The following is a 24,288-nucleotide window of genomic DNA, read 5'->3' as shown; positions in this document are numbered from 1 at the left end:
TTCAGATAGTCTACTTGACAATACATGCTTCTCTCGATTATTCTATTGTTATAGAACAATGCTATTTCTTCTATATCCCGTTACCTCAAAGAGGCCGGAACATGACACAAAGAAAGGAAGCGAGGACGCTATGGCAGCGACCCAGCCACGCGAAGGAATGACAGTTCCTCGTTTATGCCAGCATGTGCGTGAACTGGCCTTACAAATGGAACCGGGGCAGAAGCTTCCCACCGTCAGTGAACTCTGTACCCGCTTTGGTACCAGCCGGGCTACACTGGATGAAGCCTTGAGCCGGCTAGAGCAGCAACACGTAATTGAGCGCAAACATAGCAAAGGTATCTTTATCTCCGACAAAATTCATCGTAAGACCATCAGTATTCTTCTCGATGCTTCTCTGCTGGCCCAGCAACGTCACTCGCCTTTTTGGGGAGAGCTCTGGCACCTGTTTGCTCAGGAGGCGCAACACAGGGCGCAGAGCAAAAATGAATATCATAGCTTTCACCTGGTATTGAGAACGACTGAGCATCAGGTGATCTTACCAGAAGAGATGGTGCACATGATGGAAGCACACCTGGTGCATGGGCTGCTTGTCGTCGGCATGTCAGACTACGAATGGGGCGAGCACGCAGCGATCCCCTGTGTCACCTTCGCTGGTTATGATCGGTGGATGGTTGGATTTGACCAGGCTCAATTTGCTTTAATGACGGTCAAAGCACTGGCGGAGCAGGGATGTCGCAACATCGGGATCTGGTCGCCAACGATGATGACGGTAGATGGACCGGAGCCACCCTCCTTTCATGATTATCGGTCCTGCCTCAATGTTTTTGATCTCCCATTTCAACCAGAGCTGGCGCGCACGGTTCCTCCAGATTTTCTGTATCAGCACCCACAAAACCTGTCTTTTTCAGCGCAAGGCTATAAAATAGCCATGGACGTTTTCAGCCATCCAACTGTTCCCCGTCCCGATGGCTTGATCGTGACCGACGACATGCTCATGGAGGGAGTGCTGGCCGCCTTGAATCGCTTACAGGTAACGATCGGAGATGATATCAAAGTCGCTACCCATGCCAATGCTGGTTCAATGCTCATCTTCAATGGCATCCCCGGTCTCACCGTTGTGGAGTTTGATCCAGCAGAAATCGTTCAGAAAATGTTCATGGTCCTGGATACGTTGATGGCAGGCCAGAAACCTGCTGACGCTACAACGAAAGTCATACCCAGGCTTCGACGGACAATGGACCTTTTTAATAAGATAGAGGCGAGTACCTGAGGGAGAGTACCAGGCCTCAATATTAGCGAGAGGAGGATATGATGATGCCAGGATAACGATGCTTTATCTCGTGTAGATAGTTGTTCTGTTACCGGCCCATTCTTTCCTATACCATCATTTTATTCTCTCATTTCTATGCGCAAGCCAATAGAAATGTACATCTTCATGTCCTGTTGTGCGGACATAGCAGGAAAGAAGGCCGATCTGTATCTATCCATGTTGTTCATTGTTTTGTGTGTTGCAATGAAAGCAACAATCAACCACGTCCAATGAGGTAAACAACCCTATGAAGCAGACAGAAAAGGGTTCGCTTCCTGCATCTCTCGGCGAGAGAGTACGCGTAGGCAAAGGAGCACAAAGAACCCACATCATGAGTGGTGTTGTATTATTGGTGCTTATCGGGATGAGCTTTGCATTCTACCGGGGCGCTGTCGTACAACCGAGCTATGCTGCCGCCGCGCCAGCGGGCACCCCTCCACTCGGGCTGAATGTGGATTTTAATGAACAGTCTCTTGTTGATATGATTCAGAATAATCAGCGTTTTGAACAGGTAGGCTCTACCCCTTTGACTGAAGACAATAATGGCTGGCCGACGAGTGATTTTCAATGGACCGAAGACAATCGCTATACCTTCGCCTGGAACCCGAGCGCGACCAACGCTGATCCACTGAAGAAATCAACTGACCTGAGTGGTACATACAAGCTTTCGTTTACTGGTCAGGCTGTACTGACAGCTACAGGTGATGATCCTGCACACCAGGCCACCACCATCAGCAATCAGAACTATAATGCCTCGACCAACACCACGACTGCAGATGTCACCTTTGGCAACCCTTCTGGGGGCCTGCTCTCCGTGATTACCTTTACCCAGACCAAACGTACCGGTACAGATAATCCTGGGACAGGGGTGACCAACGTCAAAATGATTCGGCCAGGCTATGCCACCAACACCACGCAAGTATTTACCACCCCCTGGATCAACTCCATCAATAACTATAAATGGACAGCCCTCCGATTTATGGATTCGCTGGGTACCAATAATTACGCGCAACCGGGAAGTGCAGAGGCCTATCCCTATCTTTTGCAATGGCCTGCTGATCGGATGCAGCCTAATGAAGGCCCTCTCTACGGCAGTAATCACAATGGTGTTCATGGGACGATTCCCTGGGAAGACGTCATCCTGGTCGCGCAGCTGACGCATAAAGATATCTGGATCAATATTCCAGTGAATGCATCGGACAACTACGTGACCCAGCTGGCAAACCTGCTGAAAAATGGTGATGCCGCAACAGGTAATCAAGGCGTCCCTTCGGATGTGAACGTTTATGTTGAGTATAGCAATGAGATGTGGCACTATGGCTTTCCTCAGGGACCCTGGAATCTGCAGGCTGCCCAGGATGAGGTCAAAGCTGGAGGGACGAACCTGAACTACGACGGAAAAACGGACGATGATACCATTCGCTTCCGTCGTATTGCCAAGCGCACGATCGAGATTGGCAAGCAGTTTAAGACAGCCTTCAGCGACAACGGCACACGCATTCGACCCGTCATTAATAATGCCGCTGTCAGCAACGATGTGGATATGCTGCAATACGTATCCGATAACTATGGCGCCCCTGGTAGCGTGCTGTATGGTATTGCGCAGACAGGCTACTATACCAGTGCCGACTCTTCATCTGTCACCGCCATCCTCAATGGCGAGAAGACTGCCAGCGACAACAATGCATCGGGGTACCTTCAGAGCCGTACGATTGCGACCTACTTTGGTCTGCACTCGTTGGTGTATGAAGGCGGACAGGATGAAGAAGGTGATACAAATCTCAGCAACAAATTCGCGGCTGCTCGTGATCCTGGGATGCAGGATGTGGAAACACATGATCTACTCAACAACTGGTATCCCGATGGCGGCGAACTCTATATGCAGTTCGCGCACGTTACACGCTACAGTACCTACGGGATGTGGGGACTCTCTGACGATCTGACGGTCCAGAATTCAGGCAAGTGGAATGGGATGGTTCAGGTCATGAATTCCTCGCTTCCGGCTGTGACAGCTGGTGTAGTACCATCTGGCACCGTCGGGCAATCAGTGACGCAAGCCGAGACCAGCGGCGGAACCGATTATATCAGTCCGTCTGCAAGTCCCTGGAAAGAGCTATTGCTGCGCGTGCCACAGAGTGGAACCTATAGCATCAACATTTTTGGTCACCAGGAACAAAGTGGAGCTGTAGAACGTGTCATGCTGGATAACCATAAGGCTGGTACGCTTTCGATGCCGCTCTATCCAGCTGCCGATGGATATGCTGCCCAGGATGTGACGCTTTCTCTTTCAGCGGGTTTGCATTCGGTTTTCATCTATGTCGATGGACCTGCACGAGCGGTTTTCCCCTCCAATGGCACTATCAGGATCACGACACAGAGCATCAGTAGTACAACTCCGACCCCGACACCGACGCCTACAGGAGGCTCGTTGCCTGCGCCGTGGCAGCAGCAGGATATCGGATCGGTGGGACAGGCGGGTTCGGCCTCGGCCAGCAATGGTACCTTCACCGTGGTCGGCTCGGGCAACGACATCTGGGATAGCGCCGATGCCTTCCAGTACGTCAGTCAGCCGCTCAGTGGCGATGGAACCATTGTGGCCAGGATCGACAGCCAGCAGAACACTGATGGCTGGGCCAAAGCGGGAGTGATGATCCGTGAGAGCCTGACGGCCGGCTCGACGCATGCGCTGATGGCGCTTACACCGGGCAATGGAGCGGTGTTCCAGCGCCGCACCACGACAGGAGGCAGCAGCAGCAGTACCGCGGGGGCGAGCGTGGCGGCTCCTTACTGGGTCAAGCTGCAGCGAGCGGGCAGCACCTTCACCGGCTCGATCTCCAGCGATGGCAGCAGCTGGACGGTGGTGGGCAGCGACACGATCAGCATGGCGACCAATGCGTATGTGGGCCTGGCGGTGACGGCGCACAACACCAGCGCGCTCAACACCACAAGCTTCAGCCAGGTCAGTGTGACAGGGGGAGGGGCGACGAGCAACCTGTCGCAGAACCATCCAGCGACAGCCTCCTCCAGCGAGAACAGTGGCGTAGGACCGGGCTATGCGGTGGACGGGGATCCAAGCACGAGGTGGTCGAGCCAGTACAGTGATCCACAGTGGCTGCAGGTGGATCTGGGCGCGAGCCATCACATCAGCGAGGTGAAGCTGCAGTGGGAGACGGCCTACGGCAAGGCCTACCAGATCCAGGTCTCGCCTGATGGCAGCAGTTGGACGACGATCTATACACAGAGCAATGGATCGGGAGGGACGGAGGATCTCAAGGGGCTCTCGGGGACGGGACGCTACGTGCGCATGTATGGGACGCAGCGTGGCACCTCCTGGGGCTACTCCCTCTATGAATTCCAGGTCTTTGGCTCCTGATTTTCCTGCCCTTTGACACGGTTGGAGAGCCTTACATCAGCATGGCTTTCCAACCACTATCCTCGCACCTCTTACATCTCTTTGTAGAGCAGACATGTAGAACGGAGAACACTAAAGATACACACGTAATCAAGGACGTTTACACGTAAGGACTTTGAATGATGAAGGAATCATCATCGGAAAGGACTCTCAAGATGCGACGTCGCAACTATGGGGCAGACCCCGACATGGGTCACGTTCGCCCTACCTCGCATAGATCAACGGGTATGTTTTGTGGTATCGCGATGCTCTTTTGTGCATTGCTTGTTGCGAGCCTCTGGCAGATTTTCCAGCCATCGACCATTCCTGCCAAAGCAGCGGGAACGCCGCCGGCGATGGGCATTAATCTGATCGGAGTGGGCGATACCAACACCGACTTTCTCTTCGCCGACATGATCAAGGAAGGCTTTCGGCTCCAACCGCCGCCCAATAGCAGCACCACGCCGGCTCTGGATGCCAATGGCTGGCCGACCGGCGACTTCTCCGCCTTTTTGTGGGATGGAGGCTTTAATCCCCCGGCCAACAAGATCAACGGCACCTATGCGCTGCGCTTCACCGGCAAAGCCCACGTGGGGGCGCGCTTCGCCTTCGGGACGGTGAGTCCACAGAACAGCGATGGGACCACGGGCACCTACGATGCCAGTACTAACACTACGACCGCGACGGTGGTCTATACCGCCGATACGATGGCGCTGGAGTTCACCAACACCCAGCGGACCGCCAGTAGCGCGACCAACACCGGGGTAACCAACATTCAGCTGATGCGCCCGGTGAGTCCGGGAGCCAGCACCAGCTATAGCTTTAACACCACCTTTACGACCGATATCAAGACGCTGGTCTCCAAGTTCCAGGCGATCCGTTTTATGGACTACTCGGCCACCAATGGCAACACCGATGTGAACTGGGCGGATCGGCAATCGCCGGTGGGACCCTCACAGGGCAAGGGTGCCTGGGAATATGCCATTCAGCTGTGCAACGAGACGGGGCGAGATGCTTACATCAACGTGCCGGCGCTGGCCACTGACGATTATGTGACGCAGCTGGCGCAGTTGTTCAAGTATGGCAGTGATACCAACGGCAACGTCTACACCAGCCCCCAGGCCAATCCGGTACACGCACCACTCAATAGCAACCTGCACCTCTACATTGAGTATAGCAACGAAGTGTGGAACGGCATGTTTGCCTCCTTCAACCAGAACTACAATGCGGCGCAGGCCGAGGTGGCTGCGGGCAACTCCCCCCTCAACTACGATGGCGAGACGGGAACGTATCAGTGGGGATGGCGCCGGATCGGACTACGCATCAAGCAGATCAGCGATATCTTTCGCTCGGTCTTCGGCGATAGCGCGATGCCGCCCAATGCGAGTGCGCATATTCGCCCGCTTCTGGAGTGGCAATATGGCGATGCGCAGGGCACCGCTGATCAACCATTAAATTTCCTCAACAACTACTACAATAATGCAGATGGGAAGCAGCACGTCTCCAATCCACATCCGGTGAACTACTTTCTGTGGGGAGGAGGTGGCGCCGCCTATACTGGTGTCAACAACGCCAATGCCAGCACGATCGATGACATGTACAACTCCGGCTTTGGGGATGGAACCGTCAATCCATCAACCGGCACCGTCAAAACAGATGTGCAGTGGGCACGCACTTATGGCCTGCATGATGTGGCGTATGAGGGAGGGTTCCAGATTGGTGGAGATTATGCCAACAGCTTGCAGAAGCAGGCCAATGTGGATCCACGAGCGCAACAATTAGAAGTACAGACCCAGACCGAGTTCAACCAGGCCGGTGGGGAGCTGCTGATGTACTTTGACTCGACCAGCCCCAATTATGGCCTGGCCGTACCCACCGTCTTTGATCAGAACACGCCCAAGATGCAGGCGATCAATCAGTTGAACCAGACAAGTGTGACGCCGACACCGACGCCTAATCCTACATCAACACCAACGCCTACAGGAGGCTCGTTGCCTGCGCCGTGGCAGCAGCAGGATATCGGATCGGTGGGACAGGCAGGCTCGGCTTCGGCTAGCAATGGTACCTTCACCGTGACCGGCTCGGGCAACGACATCTGGGACACCGCCGACGCCTTCCAGTATGTCAGTCAGCCGCTCAGTGGCGATGGAACCATCGTGGCCAGGATCGACAGCCAGCAGAACACTGATGGCTGGGCCAAAGCGGGAGTGATGATCCGCGAGAGCCTGACGGCCGGCTCGACGCATGCGCTGATGGCGCTTACACCGGGCAATGGAGCGGTGTTCCAGCGCCGCACCACGACAGGAGGCAGCAGCAGCAGTACCGCGGGGGCGAGCGTAGCGGCTCCTTACTGGGTCAAGCTGCAGCGAGCGGGCAGCACCTTCACCGGCTCAATCTCCAGCGATGGCAGCAACTGGACGGTGGTAGGCAGCGACACGATTAGCATGGGGACGAATGCCTATGTGGGCCTGGCGGTGACGGCGCACAACACCAGTGTGCTCAACACGACGAGCTTCAGCCAGGTGAGCGTGACGGGGGCAGGCGGAGGAACAACGAGTAATCTATCGCAGAACAAGCCAGCGACAGCCTCCTCCAGCGAGAACAGTGGCGTAGGACCGGGCTACGCGGTGGACGGGGATCCAAGCACGAGGTGGTCGAGCCTGTACAGTGATCCGCAGTGGCTGCAGGTGGATCTGGGCGCGAGCCACCGCATCATCGAGGTGAAGCTGCAGTGGGAGACGGCTTACGGCAAGGCGTACCAGATCCAGGTCTCGCCTGATGGCAGCAATTGGACGACGATCTACACGCAGAGCAACGGATCGGGAGGGACGGAGGACCTCAAGGGGCTCTCGGGAACGGGACGCTACGTGCGCATGTATGGGACGCAGCGTGGCACCTCCTGGGGCTACTCCCTCTATGAATTCCAGGTCTTTGGCTCCTGATTCTTTACTGTAAGTGCAAGAGGCAGTTGGGAAAGCACGTCTCCAGTGCTTTCCCAACCCAGATCAGCCACTTCATGCTTCTAGCCTGGAATTTCGCGGTGAACTATTTCCACAATGTCGAGCTTTTATAATTGATAGCGGACTATTTTAAGCATTCAATGCATCACAAAAGGATTTGAACGTGCTGAATAGAGAAAAGAAGTTGGCGCTACCAGGCGAACAGGTGCGCCAGAGAAGGAAAAAGATCTTGCAGATAGCGGCGAGCCTGACCGTATTGATGCTGTTTGCAAGCATGTTGCAGATCTTCCGGCCATCGACTCTTTCTGTAAAGGCAGCGGGAACGCCGCCGGCGATGGGCATTAATCTGATCGGAGTGGGCGATACCAACACCGACTTTCTCTTCGCCGACATGATCAAGGAAGGCTTTCGGCTCCAACCGCCGCCCAATAGCAGCACCACGCCGGCTCTGGATGCCAATGGCTGGCCGACTGGCGACTTCTCCGCCTTTTTGTGGGATGGAGGCTTTAATCCCCCGGCCAACAAGATCAACGGCACCTATGCGCTGCGCTTCACCGGCAAAGCCCACGTGGGGGCGCGCTTCGCCTTCGGGACGGTGAGTCCACAGAACAGCGATGGGACCACGGGCACCTACGATGCCAGTACTAACACTACGACCGCGACGGTGGTCTATACCGCCGATACGATGGCGCTGGAGTTCACCAACACCCAGCGGACCGCCAGTAGCGCGACCAACACCGGGGTAACCAACATTCAGCTGATGCGCCCGGTGAGTCCGGGAGCCAGCACCAGCTATAGCTTTAACACCACCTTTACGACCGATATCAAGACGTTGGTCTCCAAGTTCCAGGCGATCCGTTTTATGGACTACTCGGCCACCAACGGCAACACCGATGTGAACTGGGCGGATCGGCAATCGCCGGTGGGACCTTCACAGGGCAAGGGCGCCTGGGAATACGCCATTCAGCTGTGCAACGAGACGGGTCGCGATGCCTACATCAACGTGCCGGCGCTGGCCACTGACGATTATGTGACGCAGTTGGCGCAGTTGTTCAAGTATGGCAGTGATGCCAACGGCAACGTCTACACCAGCCCCCAGGCCAATCCGGTCCACGCGCCACTCAATAGCAACCTGCACCTCTACATTGAGTATAGCAACGAAGTGTGGAACGGCATGTTTGCCTCCTTCAACCAGAATTACAATGCGGCGCAGGCCGAGGTGGCTGCGGGCAATTCGCCCCTCAATTACGATGGTGAAACAAATACATATGTATGGGGATGGCGCCGGATCGGACTACGTATCAAGCAGATCAGCGATATCTTTCGCTCGGTCTTTGGCGATAGCGCGATGCCGCCCAATGCCAATGCGCACATACGCCCGCTTCTGGAGTGGCAATATGGCAACGCCCAGGGCACCGCGCAGGAGCCACTGCAATTGTTGGATGACTATTTTGGAAACGCCGATGGGAAGCAGCACGTCTCCAATCCACATCCGGTGAACTACTTTCTGTGGGGAGGAGGTGGCGCCGCCTATACCGGTGTTAACAACGCCAATGCCAGCACGATCGATGACATGTACAACTCCGGCTTTGGGGATGGAACCGTCAATCCATCAACTGGCAGCGTCAAAACAGATGTGCAATGGGCACGCGCCTATGGACTGCATGATGTGGCGTATGAGGGCGGGTTCCAGATTGGCGGAGACTATGCCAACAGCTTGCAGAAGCAGGCCAATGTGGATCCACGAGCGCAGCAGTTGCAAGTGCAGACCCAGACCGAATTCAACCAGGATGGTGGTGATCTGCTGATGTACTTTGACTCGACCAGCCCCAATTATGGCCTGGCCGTGCCCACCGTCTTTGATCAGAACACCCCGAAGATGCAGGCGATCAATCAGCTGAACCAGTCAACTCAAGTGGCTGCCACTAATGGAACACAGTTACCCAACACGGTGAATATTAACTCTGGATCATTTGTGGCGGGGAATCGGGTTGATGAACTGGTCCTCAGTCCTGTTGACGCGACCTATGGTGCGACCTTAAATTTGCAGACCAATGTCAGCGCGAGCACGTTACAAATCCTGGTGAACAATACCGTTGTGCAGACGCTGACCGTTCCACAAAATAGCCAGGCAAATAGTAACGTTACCTTAAACTCGATTGCATTACCGGCGGGCTTAAATGCCATTTCGATTCGGGGATTTGGTGCGACCGATACCGCGCTTTATAGCCTGTCTCTCACGAATAGTAGCTTGACCCCGGTACCAACCACGCCCACTCCGACGCCGATACCAACTCCCATCCAGCAAGCGAATATCGCGAATGCGGCAACAGCGCCGGTTATCGATGGCAATGCCACCGATGCCGCCTGGAGTAGCGCAACGAGCTACCCGTTGAAAAACGCCATCGGCACCCCATCAGGTTTTTCAGCATCCTATCAGGCTAGCTGGGACAATGCAAATCTCTACTTTCTCATCAAAGTGCAGGATACCTCGTATTCGTCGCACGCTGATGGCCTGGAGATTTATATTGACCCAACGCACAGTAGTGGGACGCATTATACCGCTCAGGATATGCAGTATGTTTTCTCGTCAGATTCTACCACGGTAACGCAGTACAATGCGGGCCAGCAGGGGACAAATACTGCTGGTATTGTGCTGGCTAATGGCACTCTCGCAGGTGGCTATGAGGCCGAAATCAAGATTCCGTGGTCCACATTAGGTGTGACGCCAAAGAGCGGAAAGATCATTGGCCTGGATCTGGCGGCAAAACAAAATACCACAACCGGCAATAACAAACTCTTCTGGAATGCTACCGCCGACACTGATTGGACGAATCCCAGCTACTTTGGCCTGGGAACCCTGCAGGGACAAGCTGGTAGCGGTAGCCTGCCCGCGCCGTGGCAGCAGCAGGATATCGGATCGGTGGGACAGACAGGCTCGGCTTCGGCTAGTAATGGTACCTTCACCGTGACCGGCTCGGGCAACGACATCTGGGACACCGCCGACGCCTTCCAGTATGTCAGTCAGCCGCTCAGTGGCGATGGAACCATCGTGGCCAGGATCGACAGCCAGCAGAATACTGATGGCTGGGCCAAAGCGGGAGTGATGATCCGCGAGAGTCTGACGGCCGGCTCGACGCATGCGTTGATGGCGCTCACACCGGACAATGGAGCGGTGTTCCAGCGCCGCACCACGACAGGAGGCAGCAGCAGCAGTACCGCGGGGGCGAGCGTGGCGGCTCCCTACTGGGTCAAGCTGCAGCGAGCGGGCAGCACCTTCACCGGCTCGATCTCCAGCGATGGCAGCAGCTGGACGGTGGTAGGCAGCGACACGATCAGCATGGCGACCAATGCGTATGTGGGCCTGGCGGTGACGGCGCACAACACCAGCGCGCTCAACACCACAAGCTTCAGCCAGGTCAGTGTGACGGGGGGAGGGGCGACGAGCAACCTATCGCAGAACAAGCCAGCGACGGCCTCCTCCAGTGAGAACAGTGGCGTAGGACCGGGCTACGCGGTGGACGGGGATCCAAGCACGAGGTGGTCGAGCCTGTACAGTGATCCGCAGTGGCTGCAGGTGGACCTGGGCGCGAGCCACCGCATCAGCGAGGTGAAGCTGCAGTGGGAGACGGCCTACGGCAAGGCGTACCAGATCCAGGTCTCGGCTGATGGCAGCAATTGGACGACGATCTACACGCAGAGCAACGGATCGGGAGGGACGGAGGACCTCAAGGGACTCTCGGGGACGGGACGCTACGTGCGCATGTATGGGACGCAGCGTGGCACCTCCTGGGGCTACTCCCTCTATGAATTCCAAGTTTTCGGTGTGTAATACGAAGCAAGCCCGGGATACCATTCCGGGCTTGCTTCCACTCGCCATGTCTCTCCTGTAATTCCGCTGGCGGTAAACTAAAGGCTTCGCTCCAAAGCGTTGACAGTCATCTCCGTGCCTCGTTATAATTACGCTAAAAGAACAAACCCCACGTGAAATGCAGGAGTACCTCTGGTGACGTCAACATCCATGCCTCAAAAAGATACGAAACTTGATGTATTATGTACTAAATTGCGTGTGCTGGCGACAGAATTAGGTCCTGATGTGCAACTGCCGAATGTGCGAGCACTCTGTCAGATGCTAGGAACGACTCGTGTGACGCTCGCCGAGGCCATGCATGTGTTGGAGGAGCAACATGTTCTCTACAGCGTTGGGCGCAAGGGGACGTTTGTTTCCCCCAAAATCAACCACACCTTTATTCATATCATTTTTGACAACTCCTTTATCAACAATACACCTGTGACCTTGTTCTGGAATATGCTCTGGAATTACTTCTCCAAAGAGGTGCAGCGGCGCGCTGAGACCAGACTAGAAACCTGTACATTCCAACTCATCCTACCTTCGCCCCAGACCGATAAGGCGCTGCCTGATGAAACAATGCAGCTCGTGAGTTCCAACCGCTTCGATGGTTTACTTGTGGTGGGCTTAAATATTTATTCTGAAGATTGGATCAAGCACCAGCCCTTGCCCAGCGTGGTATTTGCTGGTGCTGGCAATCAGATGGTAGGCCTGGATAATCAAGAAATGCTCCATCTAGGTGTCCAGAGTCTGTATCAGCAGGGGTGCCGTAAGATCGGGCTGTGGGTTCCGTTGTACGATGATCTATCGTCCTCTCCCCTTGAAGAGATGCCAGACGTTCAATTTTTTTGCAAAGAGCTTGATACGTATCAGCTTCCCATCTATCGCGAACTGATTCGTCGCCCTCACGTCGAACTACGCCAGGAAAGCTATCGTTTGCTCAATAATAACCAGGAACGCGGCTATAAACTGGCCAGAGAGGTCTTTCGCCCCGAGAATCTGGATCGGCCTGATGGCTTGCTGATTACAGAGGATCTGCTAACCAGCGGAGCGCTTATCGCCTTGCAGGAGGCAGGGGTATACCCGGGGAAAGATATCAAGATCGCCACCCATTCCAATGCGGGATCTCCCTTGCTCTTTGGGTATGAGAAGACCCTGACGATGATTGAATTCGATCCCATGGAGATCGTCCAGACGATGTTCTCTACTCTGGATATGCTCATCGCCGGCCAGCAACCCCCGCAGTCTCTGATCCTTGTTCCTCCTCGCATTCATGAACCTGAACGGAACACCATTCGTTCATAATCTCTATGGAGGGTGGACGCGTCCACCACTCCAGGTGGGGGTGAGCCCGTGTGATCACCTGCCCGTGTGGATACGTCCGAATGGTTGAGCACAAATGCCTATTCTATGCGCAAAAGATAGTCATGGGCGGGAATAGTCTCCCGCTCGATGGTTTGTGGGTGATCTGAAAAATTGACTCTAATGTAAGCGCCGTTGGAGAAGCGTGTCTCCTCGACATCACGTGCTTGTGTCAGATAACGGTGTCCCGTCATCTCCAGCATTCCCACCGTACTGTGCCATTGATAGACCTGGCTCAGGGAAGCAGGCATGCTGATATACTGTCGCCACGAGTTTGCATTCGAGAAGTTCCAGCAGAGCGTATAGCCCCAGAGCATATCCGCTAACCAGTTAGGTGCACCATAGCTATCCCTCTTGTCTGGCGAAACGTAGCGTGTACAGAATGCCGCATCATGAAATACCAGGGGCCAGAGAGGGATAGAGATACCGGGAATGCGCTGATGGCGATTTTCAAGCCAATCGATCAAGTCCATGCCAAAATCGGCGCCTTTCTCACTGCCCAGTACGATTCCTTGTTCTTTGTAGAATTGGAGGAGATCGCGTTTATATCCTTCATCTTGTAAACGGCTGAGCCAATTCTTATATTCATAGGATTCGTACAATTGGACTGCCAGGGTCGTATCAATAAACATCGCTCGCGGCTCCAGATCCCGTAGTGTTTCCCAGTTACGCCGTGCATAGGCCAGCCCTGCGCGTGCATTGAGAATGTATGCCTGGCCGCCATCCCACAGGCCACCTGGCATATGCTCACCGGCCTGGGTACGTATGACTCCCTCTGGCCAGCTGGCTGATTGTTGATAGATATCCTGATAGTTATCGTGGAGGGCGACGGTCCACTGTGGATTATGGATGAGGGTCTGCTTCAAATCCTCAAGTGTCCCCAGCGCTGGTTCAGGAGGCCAGATATCTGGATGCGATTCATCGTAGCCGCCGGGAATCCAACCGCGTAAGACGGCCAGCGCGTGGGTAATGCCGCGTTTCTGAAGTTGTTGCAGGATGTGCTGGACCTCCGTATGGGTGATATGTACGTGCAGGTGCGTCTCGTGTTGTGTGCCCGCCGCAGGTATGGGCAAGAGACGGTCCAGATATCGCTCGGGATAGTTGCTATTGGCCTGCATAAATGAAAGCAGGGGCGCACCATGGAGATTATGAAGCGCCGGCGTTGCCTGCACTTTTTCTGCCAGGGATCGGTGCAGGCGATGCTCAATCGCGTAGGCACGGTAGGCCTTGGCCAGCGCAACATACCCTCCCTGCACAAACTGATAGCGAATCTTGCGTTTGCCTGACCAGCTTCCAAGCGAGGTGAGCCACGCTGGTGCGGCGGCGAGCCCGGTTGCAAGTACCCCTGCACTGGTATAGCCTTCTGTGACAATTGCCAGCCAGCCCTGCTCTCCCTTGAGTCCACCAAACCAGCGCATATTGAGGTGTGCTGGATAGACCCAGAAGTGGCGCTCGGGTAACGGATCGCGTATCCAGGCGCCAATCCCCTTTGGAAGGATCAGGCTTTCCGTTTCAATTGGTGGTGGAAAGACCAGGCTGGGTAGAGTGACATCGATGGCAACGAGGGACATGTCACAGTGCGCATCGTGTAGCTCAAACTGGCAAAGGAAGCTACCAACTGGCCGCTGTTCACGCCCATAGAGAGTAAAGCGACAGGTCTGGTGATCTATCTTCTCACCATGAAAATGGCCAGGGTATTCTTCACATATGGTGCGTCGGGTTCGTAACCAGACGTGCCCCACATCAACCGGCCCGTCTTCCTGCAGGGCGACGTGCCCCGTTTTCCAGGTTACGTTGTGCTCTTTCACATAGAATGTCATTGCGGCATTGTCGTAGATGGATACAGATAGATGTTCGTTTTTTGCGTACCAGAGAAGATGACTCATTCTAATGTCGCTCCGTTCGCCCGGGCGTTTTCCCTCAATATCCATAGAAATTACAAACCTTTGCTAGCCATCAATCATGGGATGAGGCATTGTGAAAACACGCTACGTTTCTGGGTATTGCAATTGATATAAGCGTATCGATGTTTGAAGAAGTTCGAGATGATTTATGTCTCTCTTCTTGCACACACTCTATCTTGTGCTTGCGCTGGCGCGGTACTGGACCACCCCAGATTCTGAAACCAGCGCGCGCAGGCATGCGTCCAGAAATCCTGTAAGCCGAAGCCATGCTCTTGCTGATCTGTTCGGATATACTCATAGGGGACACCAGCTGCCTGCAAGCGCGCGGCGTAGGCATCCGAGTTGTCGACCGGCACGCCGCGGTCCTGCGTTGAATGGACCAGGAAGGCTGGCGAGGTTCGTGCCGTCACCCGCCGATCACTTTTGAGGTCCGCTACCTGTTCCGGCGAAAGGTGTGCATCCTGGATGTTTTCAAGCACGCTGTTATCCGCTGAGTGAATAACAGGATAGACGAGCACATGGGCGTTAAGATGAGCCGGGATCCGTTCTATCGGATCTTCTGACTCAATATGGCCAACTGGATCGTGGGTTGCTACCAGGCTGGTGAGATGCCCACCGGCAGAAAAACCGATCATGCCGATGCGCTCGGGATCCAACTGCCATGTTCTGGCGTGGGCACGCACAAAACGCACCGCGCGTAGGGCATCGCCTAGAGGAATGGGATGCTGATAGGTAAAGGCGTGGCGATAGCGCAGGATGAACGCCGTGATACCTTGTGATGCCAGCCATTGTGCGACCGGGACACCTTCATGCTCGGCCAGCATGACATATCCCCCGCCGGGGCAGACGATACAGGCGGCTGCGCTCGCCGTATGCGCGGCCGGTAAGACGGCCTGCAAGGTTGGAATATCTTCGGGTCCCGTGCCGCGTGCGCCCGGGGCCGCCGAGGGCCAGAGTCGATAGAGAACACGTTCATCGAGTTGTGAAAACAGTGTATTCAATCATCAATCCTTCAATTGTTATTTCACGGCACCTGATACGGCATCCACGAAGTACCGTTGTAAGAAGATATAAATCAGAACAATGGGGGCCAGGGCGATGACTGATCCCGCGCACAGATAGGTCCATTGGGTCGAATTTTCACCGATGAAGGCGTAGAGGCCCACCGCCAGCGTGCGTTGGGTCTCATCACCCAGTGTAAAGACCAGCGGCCCCTGAAAATTATTCCAGGAGCTCATAAAGGTGAGCAGGGCTATCGTTGCGGTCATTGGTTGGGCGAGTGGAAACATCACCCGCCAGAAGAGTTGATGGAAGGTCGCACCATCGACGCGAGCTGCCTCCTCTACTTCATGGTCCATCGTGAGAAAGTAGCCCATGAAGAGAATGGCATGAAACGGGACACCTCCGGCAATCTGGACTACAACCACGGCCCAGATGGTGCCGATGAGATTTACGCGCTGCAGCAGATCGAAGACCGGCACAATGCTATAGCCGCCTGGAATGAAATATAGGACCGCGAACAGTCCCAGCACTAGCCGCTTGCCTGGGAACGAAGTGCGTGCCAGGGCGTATCCGGCCATCGAGGACAGCGCGACCACTGCTGTCACGGTTAGTGTAGTGATAACAATGGTATTGATGAAGTACTGTCCAAATGACGCTTCGTTCCAGGCATTGACGAAATTGTCCCATTGAAACTCTTTGGGAATAACATTGAGCCCCTCATCAAAAAAGCCACTAGTGCTCTTGAGGGCGCTTCCGGTGACCCAGAGGAATGGGTAGACCCAGAAGAAGCCGCCAATAAGTAATATGAGGTGGATGGGCCAGTGCGAAACCTGCAGCCTCTTCAAAAAAGGCACCCGCCGTTGTCGTCGACGTCTCGTATAAGAGGGACCAGGTGGATACGTGTCGTGATGATCCCTCCTGATGATTGCCATGCTCTTCTTTTTCCTTTCATTTCTCTTGTTTGCAGTCTGATGTGTAAGACTCAATTCATCCGCAATGCGGCCCGCTGGCGACGCATGTGCACAAACACGTAGGCTTGTCCCAGAGAGAACGCCAGTAGGATGATACCGTAGAACAGTGAAGCCGCTGAGGCGAAGCCCACATTTGGCTGGACCGGCTGGCTGCCCGCGTCACCAAAGGCCTGATGGTAGATGTAGGTATTCACAACGTCCGTCCCGAAATAGGGGCCGCCCCTTGTAATCGTTTGCACAATATCGAAAACCTGCATGCTGCCGTAGACCGCCAGGAACAGGATCATGATTCCAATCGCGCGTAGCATGGGAAGCGTGATTGAGAAGAGACGGACAATGCTGGTGGCGCCATCGATGCGAGCTGCTTCATATAACTCGCCAGGAATGGTCTGCAGGCCAGCCAGGAAGAAGACCAGATTGTAGCCAAAGCTTTGCCAGATACCAACGATGATGATCAGGATCATGGCGAACGTTGGATCGCCCAACCAATCAACTGGTGATGAGAGCACGTGGGTTTTGAGCAGCAGAGTATTCACGTCTCCCCAAAGTTGGTCAGAATCAACTGTACGATGACACCAATGATGGCGGGTGAGGTAACGACTGGCAGGAAATAGATGGTGCGATAAAACGTCGAGCCACGGAACCTGGGATTGTTTAAAATGAGGGCCAGCATAAGGGCCAGCGTCAATTGGATCGGGACCAGGACCACCGTATAGGTCGCCGCGTGGATAAAGGCACCCCAGAACAGACTGTCCCCAATGACCCGTTTGAAATTGTCCAGGCCAACATAGGCGGTTGGGTCACCGATGCCATTCCATTGGTAGAGGGTGAAGCCAAGGGATGCGAACAGGGGGTAGACGCTAAACACAAGATAGAGCACGAACATGGGAGCGACATAGAGATAGGAGCCACGATGTTGCACAATTCGTTGCCATAATGTGGCCTGGTAAGAGTTGTTTTTGCGTTGAGGAGGCCCCGATTGTTCTGACGCTCCAGATTTCAGAGAGACCGTCGGCACTTGCATGAGAGGCATTTTTCCTTTCAATAATGGGTGGCTGGTGTGGTTACAGGAGCAGTGCCTGTTTCAGATGGCGTACATCAAACCATTGATGACAAGATATGAAGATCTCAAGCAGGGAAGAGATAAGCAACATCTTCTTCTCCATTGCTCCCCTCCGCAACTATTTCTGGATATAGTCTTTAGTAGGGTCCCAATCAGGGAAGATATAATCAGACAGGCTGACTTTGTATCCCTGCTGATTGGCGGCCTTGATGGCACGCGCGCGTTCAGCTTCCCAGCGAGCATCCAGTTCCTGTAACGATCCCTGAATATCTTTGATCTGGCCGGTGAAGATGCCCTGGAGCACATCCCCGATATCTGGTGAGACGCCATTGAGAACGACCTTGGCGGTTTGTGGATTTCTCAGCAGAGTGTTTGGGCGGATGCGCGTCAGCCTGGTTGTCTCCAGAAACTGAGCAAACTGACGATCTTTTGTTTTTGCCGGATCATTATTCTGCGGATAGATTGAGGCATCCTCCCCCATTTCCACCCAGCGTTTGCCTGCCGCTGGACTATAGAGCCAGTCGATCCAGGCCCAGGATTCATCTGGGTGTTTGGTTTTGGCCGAGATCACAAATTCTGAGCCTGCGTTGCCGCGCCCATAATATGCTTTCGGCGTTGTTGCAGGAGAAATGAGCGCTGATAGACTATATTTCGTGAAGCCATCCTGTTTCCAGGTGGGCTGGGCCCAGACTCCATTGGTAATCATGCCAATCTTGCCCTGGGCAAAGAAGCGGCGTTGAACTTCATCCTTGGTGCTCATCACATTAGAATAGATAAAGCCATGCTCCTTCCAATCCAGGAGCAGATCAATGAAGTCGGTATAATTGCGATCGCTCCCATAGGTAAATTTGCCAACGCGATCATCGGCCCCAAAGGCACCCTGTGGTGTTCCAGCCCCAACTACAAAGACATGCAGCATAAAGGCGAACCAGATCGGACCCTCGCCACCACTAAAGGCGAAGCCCGCGATCTGCCCGTTGCTTTTCCTGGTAATCGCCTCGGCCGAGCGCGTCACGTCATCCCAGGTATGAGGCACCATGGCTGAACCATCGCTATTGGTCAGCCCTGCATCCTTAAAGACCTGATCGTTGGTATACAACTGGACAAAGGGGGCACTGCTATTAAGTTGGGCTGAGTAGATCTTGCCGTTGAAGACATTGGTACCCTCTAAAAAGGACTGTGGTGGAAAGCGCACTTTCCACGAATCGGTGGCCCACCTGTTCCAATCCAGATACCATCCCTTCTGCACCTGAGCAGCTAATGGGTCTGGGCCAGGAATGGTGCTAACATCGGGAACTTTGCCGCTGCGAACCGATAAAGGATAGATGGTATTGAATGTGTTGCCCGCCTGGGTCGTTTTCTTGATCTTAATCGAGGGATGCGCCTGCTGGAAGAGATTGATCTCCTGATCAACCCAGGCCGCCTGGCTAACAAAACTATCCCAATATTGAAGGGTTACGGTCTTTCCAGTTGATGAGGCAGTGTTGCCGCAAGCAGAAAAAAGATCTGGGAATGCTGCTACGCCCATCGTCGCGGTCGCGGCCGTCTTGAGAAAGCTGCGTCGGTTTTGTTGGCTTGAAATAGTGCCTGCTATTGACATCGTGTCATGAACTCCTTTCACACCCCGTGAAACGGACATATCATCTGTCTATTGAACAGCGAAAACGGATAAATACTATGCAGCGACGTGAATCAAGATCCTTTTGTCATGACATACTGACTTCATAACATAATAAAGTGAACATGGCGACCTACACCATTTTTCAGTACAGTGTCAAAAGTGAAAAATGGCTTCCTGATGCAGAAGGGGAAGTATTGCCCTGAATTCGTCTGCTATACTACCTCTAGCTATCGGTGAATGATAATTGGACTAGTCCAAAATATCTGGTAGAAATCTTATACCATATCACTTTTTATCTTGTCAAGGAGTTTTGCTGATAAAAAGGGAGTTATCTACCCTGACCAGCAAATTCATATGATAGGTGTCTCGCTTCATTGCATATCTTTCCCTGGCTTGATCCTATACAAAATCTTCTTATCCATATCAGGCAAATCTTTCCGCGGGCGGCTAGCTCCTTTTTCTCCAATGATCACCACAAAAATGCATTTGTGGTGATACAAGCTTTGTTGGCAGCCAATGATTTATTTGAACGCGAACCTTACACCACCAAAGTGGGCTGTTTTATATGGAAGAGAGGCAGGATGTTTCGCTTGCACTTTCTCAAAAAGTTCGGTATAGTCTCCTGCAGATCAACGAATGCTGATAAAAGAACATCCTGTTTCCATGTTATCGTGATGCTTTTTGTCAGAAGATGCACAATTGTTTGCATATCTCTCATCAAATTGAGGTGAAAAAGCCTGTGACTGCCTTTGCTTGCGTATTGAAAAGCTCATGCATAAGAGCAAAAAAAAGATGAGAAATCCTGAAACATCTTTTGCCATAGAGGTATAAATATGCAGCGATAAGAGGCGGAAAACGTGGAATTTCTTCGAACATTTTTTGCCTTTACGGCAAAAAATTGCGCGTGGCATCTTTTGTCAGCCCCGTTCGAGAATCTTTGAGGTATAGATAAACCGGCCTGCCAGGCCGATGGACATGATTTTGGCGACCTGCTTGTGGGTTTCTGCCTTCCAAGCAGGTGGTTGTGAGTTCGAGGCTTACTTTCCGCTTTTCTTCACAAACTATCGCTATACAAGAGCATTGGAAACTATAAAATAGTAATCTAGGAAGTTGGGAGGCAATCAGTGGTATTTCTGACTGTTTAAATTGTGTTGCAACAATGCCCTTGTTTAACAGACTGTCACCCATCCTGCCTTTGTTTGTGCCTATCGCCCTACCATAGCCTGAACCAGAACCTCTCTAAAAAGGTGTCACAATATTGATCCCTACTGCAAATTTTTTATTTCACATACCCAAATATCTTCGTGTTCGAACCCAGTTTGCTCTCCATATGTGCCTGGTAAATTATAGATTGCCGCATGTATTTTTTTGCCTCGCTTTGGTTCATCTGGTCGAACAAAACATGTTCCTGCTAAAAGTTTGTATGTTACCCTATCGCATTGCTAGCATCACAAACTGCACTTGCATTTCCTGGGCTGCCATCGTTGTTGATTTTTGCAGGCCTCCCGTGGAGAATGGCTAGTCCGATTGGACTACATATACCTACGTGCTTTCATCTGTACATTATTTTGTGCTTGTTTCTGTCGTCCTTCTTATCTGCCTGTTTGAAGACATCCGAATCTCGTCGATGAAGAGAAAGCATGCTTGTAAGGCTATGCTCTCAAACACACTTCTCCTCACTGTTTGAGACTGCACAGAATGGATTTTCACCTTCACGACTCTGTCCCTGTGACTATTCATGTTGGGACGTGATTTTTTTGCCTTGAAGAATAGTGCAGCATTTCCCCATGGCTTATTGAATCCTGCTCACTCCTCCATCTCTTTCCGTTACGAGGTATTCGCTGATGGATTGCATGCGCATGAATATTTCATCTGACTCCTCCAGTACTGTGTTCATCGGGTAGGTGGGTAGGAGCAAAGTTACGCGGAGCCGGCTTGATCGTCGCCGTAGAAGCGGTCCCACGTAGGCAGGAGCTTGCACGCACCTATGGCGCCGACATCATTGTTGACTTTGCGAAAGAAGACGCCGTACAACGTATCCTCGAACTTACAGATGGGCAGGGTGTGGACACAGCGATCGAGGCACTGGGTGCTGATATTACCTTCCAGCAGGCTATCAAGGTTACCAAAGCCGGTGGAACGATCTCTAATATTGGCTATCATGGACATGGTGAATTTGTCCATATCCCTCGTGTGGAGTGGGGTGTTGGCATGGCTGAAAAAACCATCAAGACAGGTTTGTGTCCTGGTGGGAGGTTACGCATGGAGCGCCTGCTGCGTGTGCTTGAGATGAAGCGTGTTGATCCAACTCTGATGACGACGCATACTTTCCGCTTTGACGAGATGGAGAAAGCCTTCGAGGTGATGGACAAAAAACTCGATGGTGTCCTCAAACCCTTGATCGTTTTCTAGTGGTGTGAAAGACTGATGGTATTAACCAATCTGACGAGCAGCCGAAAGAGGGCTAGTAGCAGCGCGAGGCCTGTACTCTCTTTCGGCTGCTCGTTGACTAGATATGTACAAGCAAGGGCGGGTTGTAAATTTGAGTAGTGATGATATAGGATGTTCGGGCATTGACATCCTATAGTATATAGATTATATTATCTATAATCCTATCCTCGTTACGTTTAATTGTTGCTCTGCACCTTATTTCCATTTTACACTTTCTGCATCAGAGCATTGATTTCCATGCAGCCCGTATAGCAATGCTTAACTCTCAATTGAGATCACATAGAGTTCGACTGTCATTCCTGAACCTTTCATCTTACCAGTTTTACCTATGGCTATGAAAGCCATAGAAAAGGAGACAAGAGCTAGCTCTTGAGAAAGTACGCAAAGGTGTGTAAAATAGGTGTATGTATACACCGAGAGAATTTGTGGAGAGAATCCACGTTTCCGTGAAGACGCTGCAACGATGGGATCGGCAAGGGGTGCTCAAAGCCCACCGAACCGCGACGAACCGGCGATACTACACGCAAGAAGACCTCCTCTCAATCCTCCCCCAGGAAGCAGGGGTGAGACGGCGGATCATTGCCTATTGTCGCGTCTCGAGTGTGGCGCAAAAGCCGGAGCTGGAAAACCAGCGAAGGATACTGGCCGAGTGTTGTGAAGCAAACAGTTATGGAGTCGATGAATGGATCAGTGAAATTGGCGGGGGACTCAATTTCAAACGGAAACAGTTTCTTCGACTGATTGATGCCATCATAGCGGGAGAAGTGGCAGTGCTGCTCATTGCCCACAAGGATCGACTGGCACGCTTTGGATATCACTTGTTGGTGCATCTGTGCGAAACCCACGACTGCGAACTCGTGGTTATGAATACCGAACAGCTTTCCCCTGAACAAGAGTTTGTTCAGGATTTGATCGCCATTCCCCATTGTTTTAGCTCACGATTGTATGGATTGCGCAACTACCGCAAAGCATTAAAGAAGGCACTCAAAGATGAAAACCGCGCACCGGATCAGAATGAACCCCACGCCTGAACACGTGGAGTATTTGAAACGTGCCTGTGGCACCAGACGTTTTATTTACAACTGGGGGCGCGAGCAGTGGGAAAAGCAGTATCAGGCGTATAAGCTGGAACAGGAAACGGTTCCCGAAGAACAACGTGTGCTCACACCACCCAACGCGTTTTCGCTCAAGAAGCAGTTCCATGCTATTCGGGCAGACGTCTATCCGTGGACGTATGAGGTGACCAAGTGCGTGGTGGAGGGAGCCTTTGATGATCTGGGAAAAGCCTACAGGAACTTCTTTGCCGGACGTGCAGCCTATCCACATTACAAGAAGAAAGGGAAATCGCACGAGTCGTTTTATCTGTCCAATGATAAATTCACGCTCGGCAGTCATTGGATCGCCATTCCGGGGTTAGGCCGTTTCATCTTGGATCAACGGAAGCAGGAGAAGAAGCGAGGCAAACTCAGACGGAAACTCGGAACGGTCAATCTGACAGAAAAGCTGCGTTTTGTTGAGCGGGGAAAAGCTTCAGTCCCACCCAAGAAGCGCAATCGACGGAAACAGGTTCTGTGTGAGAACGTCACGATTCTAGGCGCAACTGTGTCGTGTGAGGCTGGTCAATGGTACCTGAGCATTCAGGTGGAGATCAAGAAATCCTCGCCTCAGACTCCGGTATCAGTCGTGGGAGTGGATGTGGGGTTGAAGCAAGTAGCCGTAGTCAGCGATGGACGAGTGCTTGAGAACCAAAAGCCACTCGCACACCATCTCAACAAGCTCGGCAAGCTCCAACGCCAACTCAGTCGCAAACAGAAGACCAAAGATCCGGAAACGGGGAAAACGACGTTCAGCAACAACTATCAGAAGCAGCGGGTGAAGGTCGCACGCAAGCATCAGCAGATTGCCAACATCCGTCGAGATGTCCAGCACAAATTCACCATCGAACTTGCTCGAACTTGCGGGACCATTGGCGTCGAAGACCTGAACATCTTGGGGATGATGAGCAATCGGAAGCTCTCACGTACCGTTGCTGATGTGGCGATGGGACAACTCCTGCAGTTTTTGAAGACCAAGGTCGCTGCTTCTGGCGGGACCCTTTTCATCGCCTCGCGTTGGTTTCCCTCGACCAAACGCTGTTCAGGGTGCGGGCATGTCAAAAAACGGATGCCTCTCAAGCATCGCACCTATCAGTGTCTGGCCTGTGGGCTTGTGATCGATCGCGATCTGAATGCTTCCTTGAACCTGGCACAATTCGCACAAGACATGCTTCGCCACCTTTCGGCTTAAAGGTGGCCGTCCTGGGTAGTGGCTACGACCGACGACGTAAAAGCGCCTGTGGAGCCGATGTGAGACCGAAACGAGGGAGCTGATCTAAAGGTCCTCGTGCTCTGGCAACTGGCGATGA

The 24,288-nt window shown here is 53.0% G+C and carries 13 protein-coding genes and 1 pseudogene; 8 read left to right on the top strand and 6 right to left on the bottom strand.

What is annotated here, in order from left to right:
• Positions 1-130 precede the first annotated feature (130 nt).
• The 5 genes from EL645_RS27925 (at position 131) to EL645_RS27905 (ending at position 12,815) form a co-directional block, all read left to right on the top strand.
• The gene (locus EL645_RS27925; RefSeq protein WP_161977759.1) at positions 131-1,270 is read left to right on the top strand and encodes a GntR family transcriptional regulator; all 1,140 of its coding nucleotides are present in this window, start codon (positions 131-133) and stop codon (positions 1,268-1,270) included.
• Positions 1,271-1,640: 370 nt separating this feature from the next.
• Positions 1,641-4,682, top strand: a complete 3,042-nt coding sequence (locus EL645_RS41530) for a discoidin domain-containing protein (RefSeq protein WP_218032106.1) — start codon at positions 1,641-1,643, stop codon at positions 4,680-4,682.
• 194 nt (positions 4,683-4,876) lie between these two features.
• Positions 4,877-7,642, top strand: coding sequence for a discoidin domain-containing protein (locus EL645_RS41525; RefSeq protein WP_218032105.1), 2,766 nt, complete (start codon positions 4,877-4,879; stop codon positions 7,640-7,642).
• A gap of 181 nt (positions 7,643-7,823) precedes the next feature.
• Entirely contained in the window at positions 7,824-11,492 is a 3,669-nt protein-coding gene (locus EL645_RS27910; protein WP_126554735.1) for a sugar-binding protein, read from the top strand.
• A gap of 174 nt (positions 11,493-11,666) precedes the next feature.
• Positions 11,667-12,815 carry a substrate-binding domain-containing protein gene (locus tag EL645_RS27905; RefSeq protein ID WP_126554733.1) on the top strand — a complete coding sequence of 383 codons (1,149 nt, stop codon included), beginning with the start codon at positions 11,667-11,669 and terminating at the stop codon, positions 12,813-12,815.
• A 98-nt stretch (positions 12,816-12,913) separates the two neighbouring features.
• Here EL645_RS27905 and EL645_RS27900 read toward each other — a convergent pair whose 3' ends face one another.
• From EL645_RS27900 to EL645_RS27880, 6 genes are all read right to left on the bottom strand, one after another.
• Positions 12,914-14,803, bottom strand: a complete 1,890-nt coding sequence (locus tag EL645_RS27900) for a DUF5696 domain-containing protein (RefSeq protein WP_126554731.1) — start codon at positions 14,801-14,803, stop codon at positions 12,914-12,916.
• 119 nt (positions 14,804-14,922) lie between these two features.
• Complete coding sequence (locus tag EL645_RS27895) at positions 14,923-15,777, bottom strand: alpha/beta hydrolase (RefSeq protein WP_126554729.1); 855 nt, start codon at positions 15,775-15,777, stop codon at positions 14,923-14,925.
• An 18-nt stretch (positions 15,778-15,795) separates the two neighbouring features.
• Positions 15,796-16,710 (bottom strand): carbohydrate ABC transporter permease, encoded by a 915-nt coding sequence (locus EL645_RS27890; protein WP_126554727.1) that lies wholly within the window; start codon positions 16,708-16,710, stop codon positions 15,796-15,798.
• 50 nt (positions 16,711-16,760) lie between these two features.
• Positions 16,761-17,285, bottom strand: a complete 525-nt coding sequence (locus EL645_RS41520) for a carbohydrate ABC transporter permease (RefSeq protein WP_218032104.1) — start codon at positions 17,283-17,285, stop codon at positions 16,761-16,763.
• Complete coding sequence (locus EL645_RS41515; protein ID WP_218032103.1) at positions 17,282-17,773, bottom strand: carbohydrate ABC transporter permease; 492 nt, start codon at positions 17,771-17,773, stop codon at positions 17,282-17,284. Before EL645_RS41515 ends, EL645_RS41520 begins: the two co-directional genes overlap by 4 nt.
• A gap of 157 nt (positions 17,774-17,930) precedes the next feature.
• The gene (locus EL645_RS27880) at positions 17,931-19,412 is read right to left on the bottom strand and encodes an ABC transporter substrate-binding protein (protein WP_161977758.1); all 1,482 of its coding nucleotides are present in this window, start codon (positions 19,410-19,412) and stop codon (positions 17,931-17,933) included.
• A 1,932-nt stretch (positions 19,413-21,344) separates the two neighbouring features.
• Between EL645_RS27880 and EL645_RS27875 the strand changes: the two are divergent.
• The 3 genes and pseudogenes from EL645_RS27875 to EL645_RS27865 all read left to right on the top strand — a co-directional run.
• Positions 21,345-21,845: pseudogene (locus EL645_RS27875) on the top strand (zinc-binding dehydrogenase); the annotation flags it as partial.
• 443 nt (positions 21,846-22,288) lie between these two features.
• The gene (locus EL645_RS27870) at positions 22,289-22,915 is read left to right on the top strand and encodes an IS607 family transposase (RefSeq protein WP_126554721.1); all 627 of its coding nucleotides are present in this window, start codon (positions 22,289-22,291) and stop codon (positions 22,913-22,915) included.
• Complete coding sequence (locus EL645_RS27865) at positions 22,875-24,170, top strand: RNA-guided endonuclease InsQ/TnpB family protein (protein WP_126554719.1); 1,296 nt, start codon at positions 22,875-22,877, stop codon at positions 24,168-24,170. The genes EL645_RS27870 and EL645_RS27865 overlap by 41 nt, the downstream gene beginning before the upstream one ends.
• The last annotated feature ends 118 nt before the right edge of the window (positions 24,171-24,288 follow it).

The organism is Dictyobacter kobayashii, from assembly GCF_003967555.1.
Lineage (GTDB): Bacteria > Chloroflexota > Ktedonobacteria > Ktedonobacterales > Ktedonobacteraceae > Dictyobacter > Dictyobacter kobayashii.
Note: the sequence above shows the minus strand (reverse complement) of the source record. Positions and strands in the feature narration are given on the sequence as shown.

Bases quoted from the DNA above. Each gene is read 5' to 3' on its own strand.
- EL645_RS27890 (WP_126554727.1), bottom strand. From the start codon at position 16,710: ATGGCAATCATCAGGAGGGATCATCACGACACGTATCCACCTGGTCCC.
- EL645_RS27900 (WP_126554731.1), bottom strand. From the start codon at position 14,803: ATGGATATTGAGGGAAAACGCCCGGGCGAACGGAGCGACATTAGAATG.
- EL645_RS41515 (WP_218032103.1), bottom strand. From the start codon at position 17,773: ATGCAAGTGCCGACGGTCTCTCTGAAATCTGGAGCGTCAGAACAATCG.
- EL645_RS41530 (WP_218032106.1), top strand. From the start codon at position 1,641: ATGAGTGGTGTTGTATTATTGGTGCTTATCGGGATGAGCTTTGCATTC.
- EL645_RS27870 (WP_126554721.1), top strand. From the start codon at position 22,289: ATGTATACACCGAGAGAATTTGTGGAGAGAATCCACGTTTCCGTGAAG.
- EL645_RS41525 (WP_218032105.1), top strand. From the start codon at position 4,877: ATGCGACGTCGCAACTATGGGGCAGACCCCGACATGGGTCACGTTCGC.
- EL645_RS27880 (WP_161977758.1), bottom strand. From the start codon at position 19,412: ATGTCAATAGCAGGCACTATTTCAAGCCAACAAAACCGACGCAGCTTT.
- EL645_RS27925 (WP_161977759.1), top strand. From the start codon at position 131: ATGGCAGCGACCCAGCCACGCGAAGGAATGACAGTTCCTCGTTTATGC.
- EL645_RS27865 (WP_126554719.1), top strand. From the start codon at position 22,875: ATGAAAACCGCGCACCGGATCAGAATGAACCCCACGCCTGAACACGTG.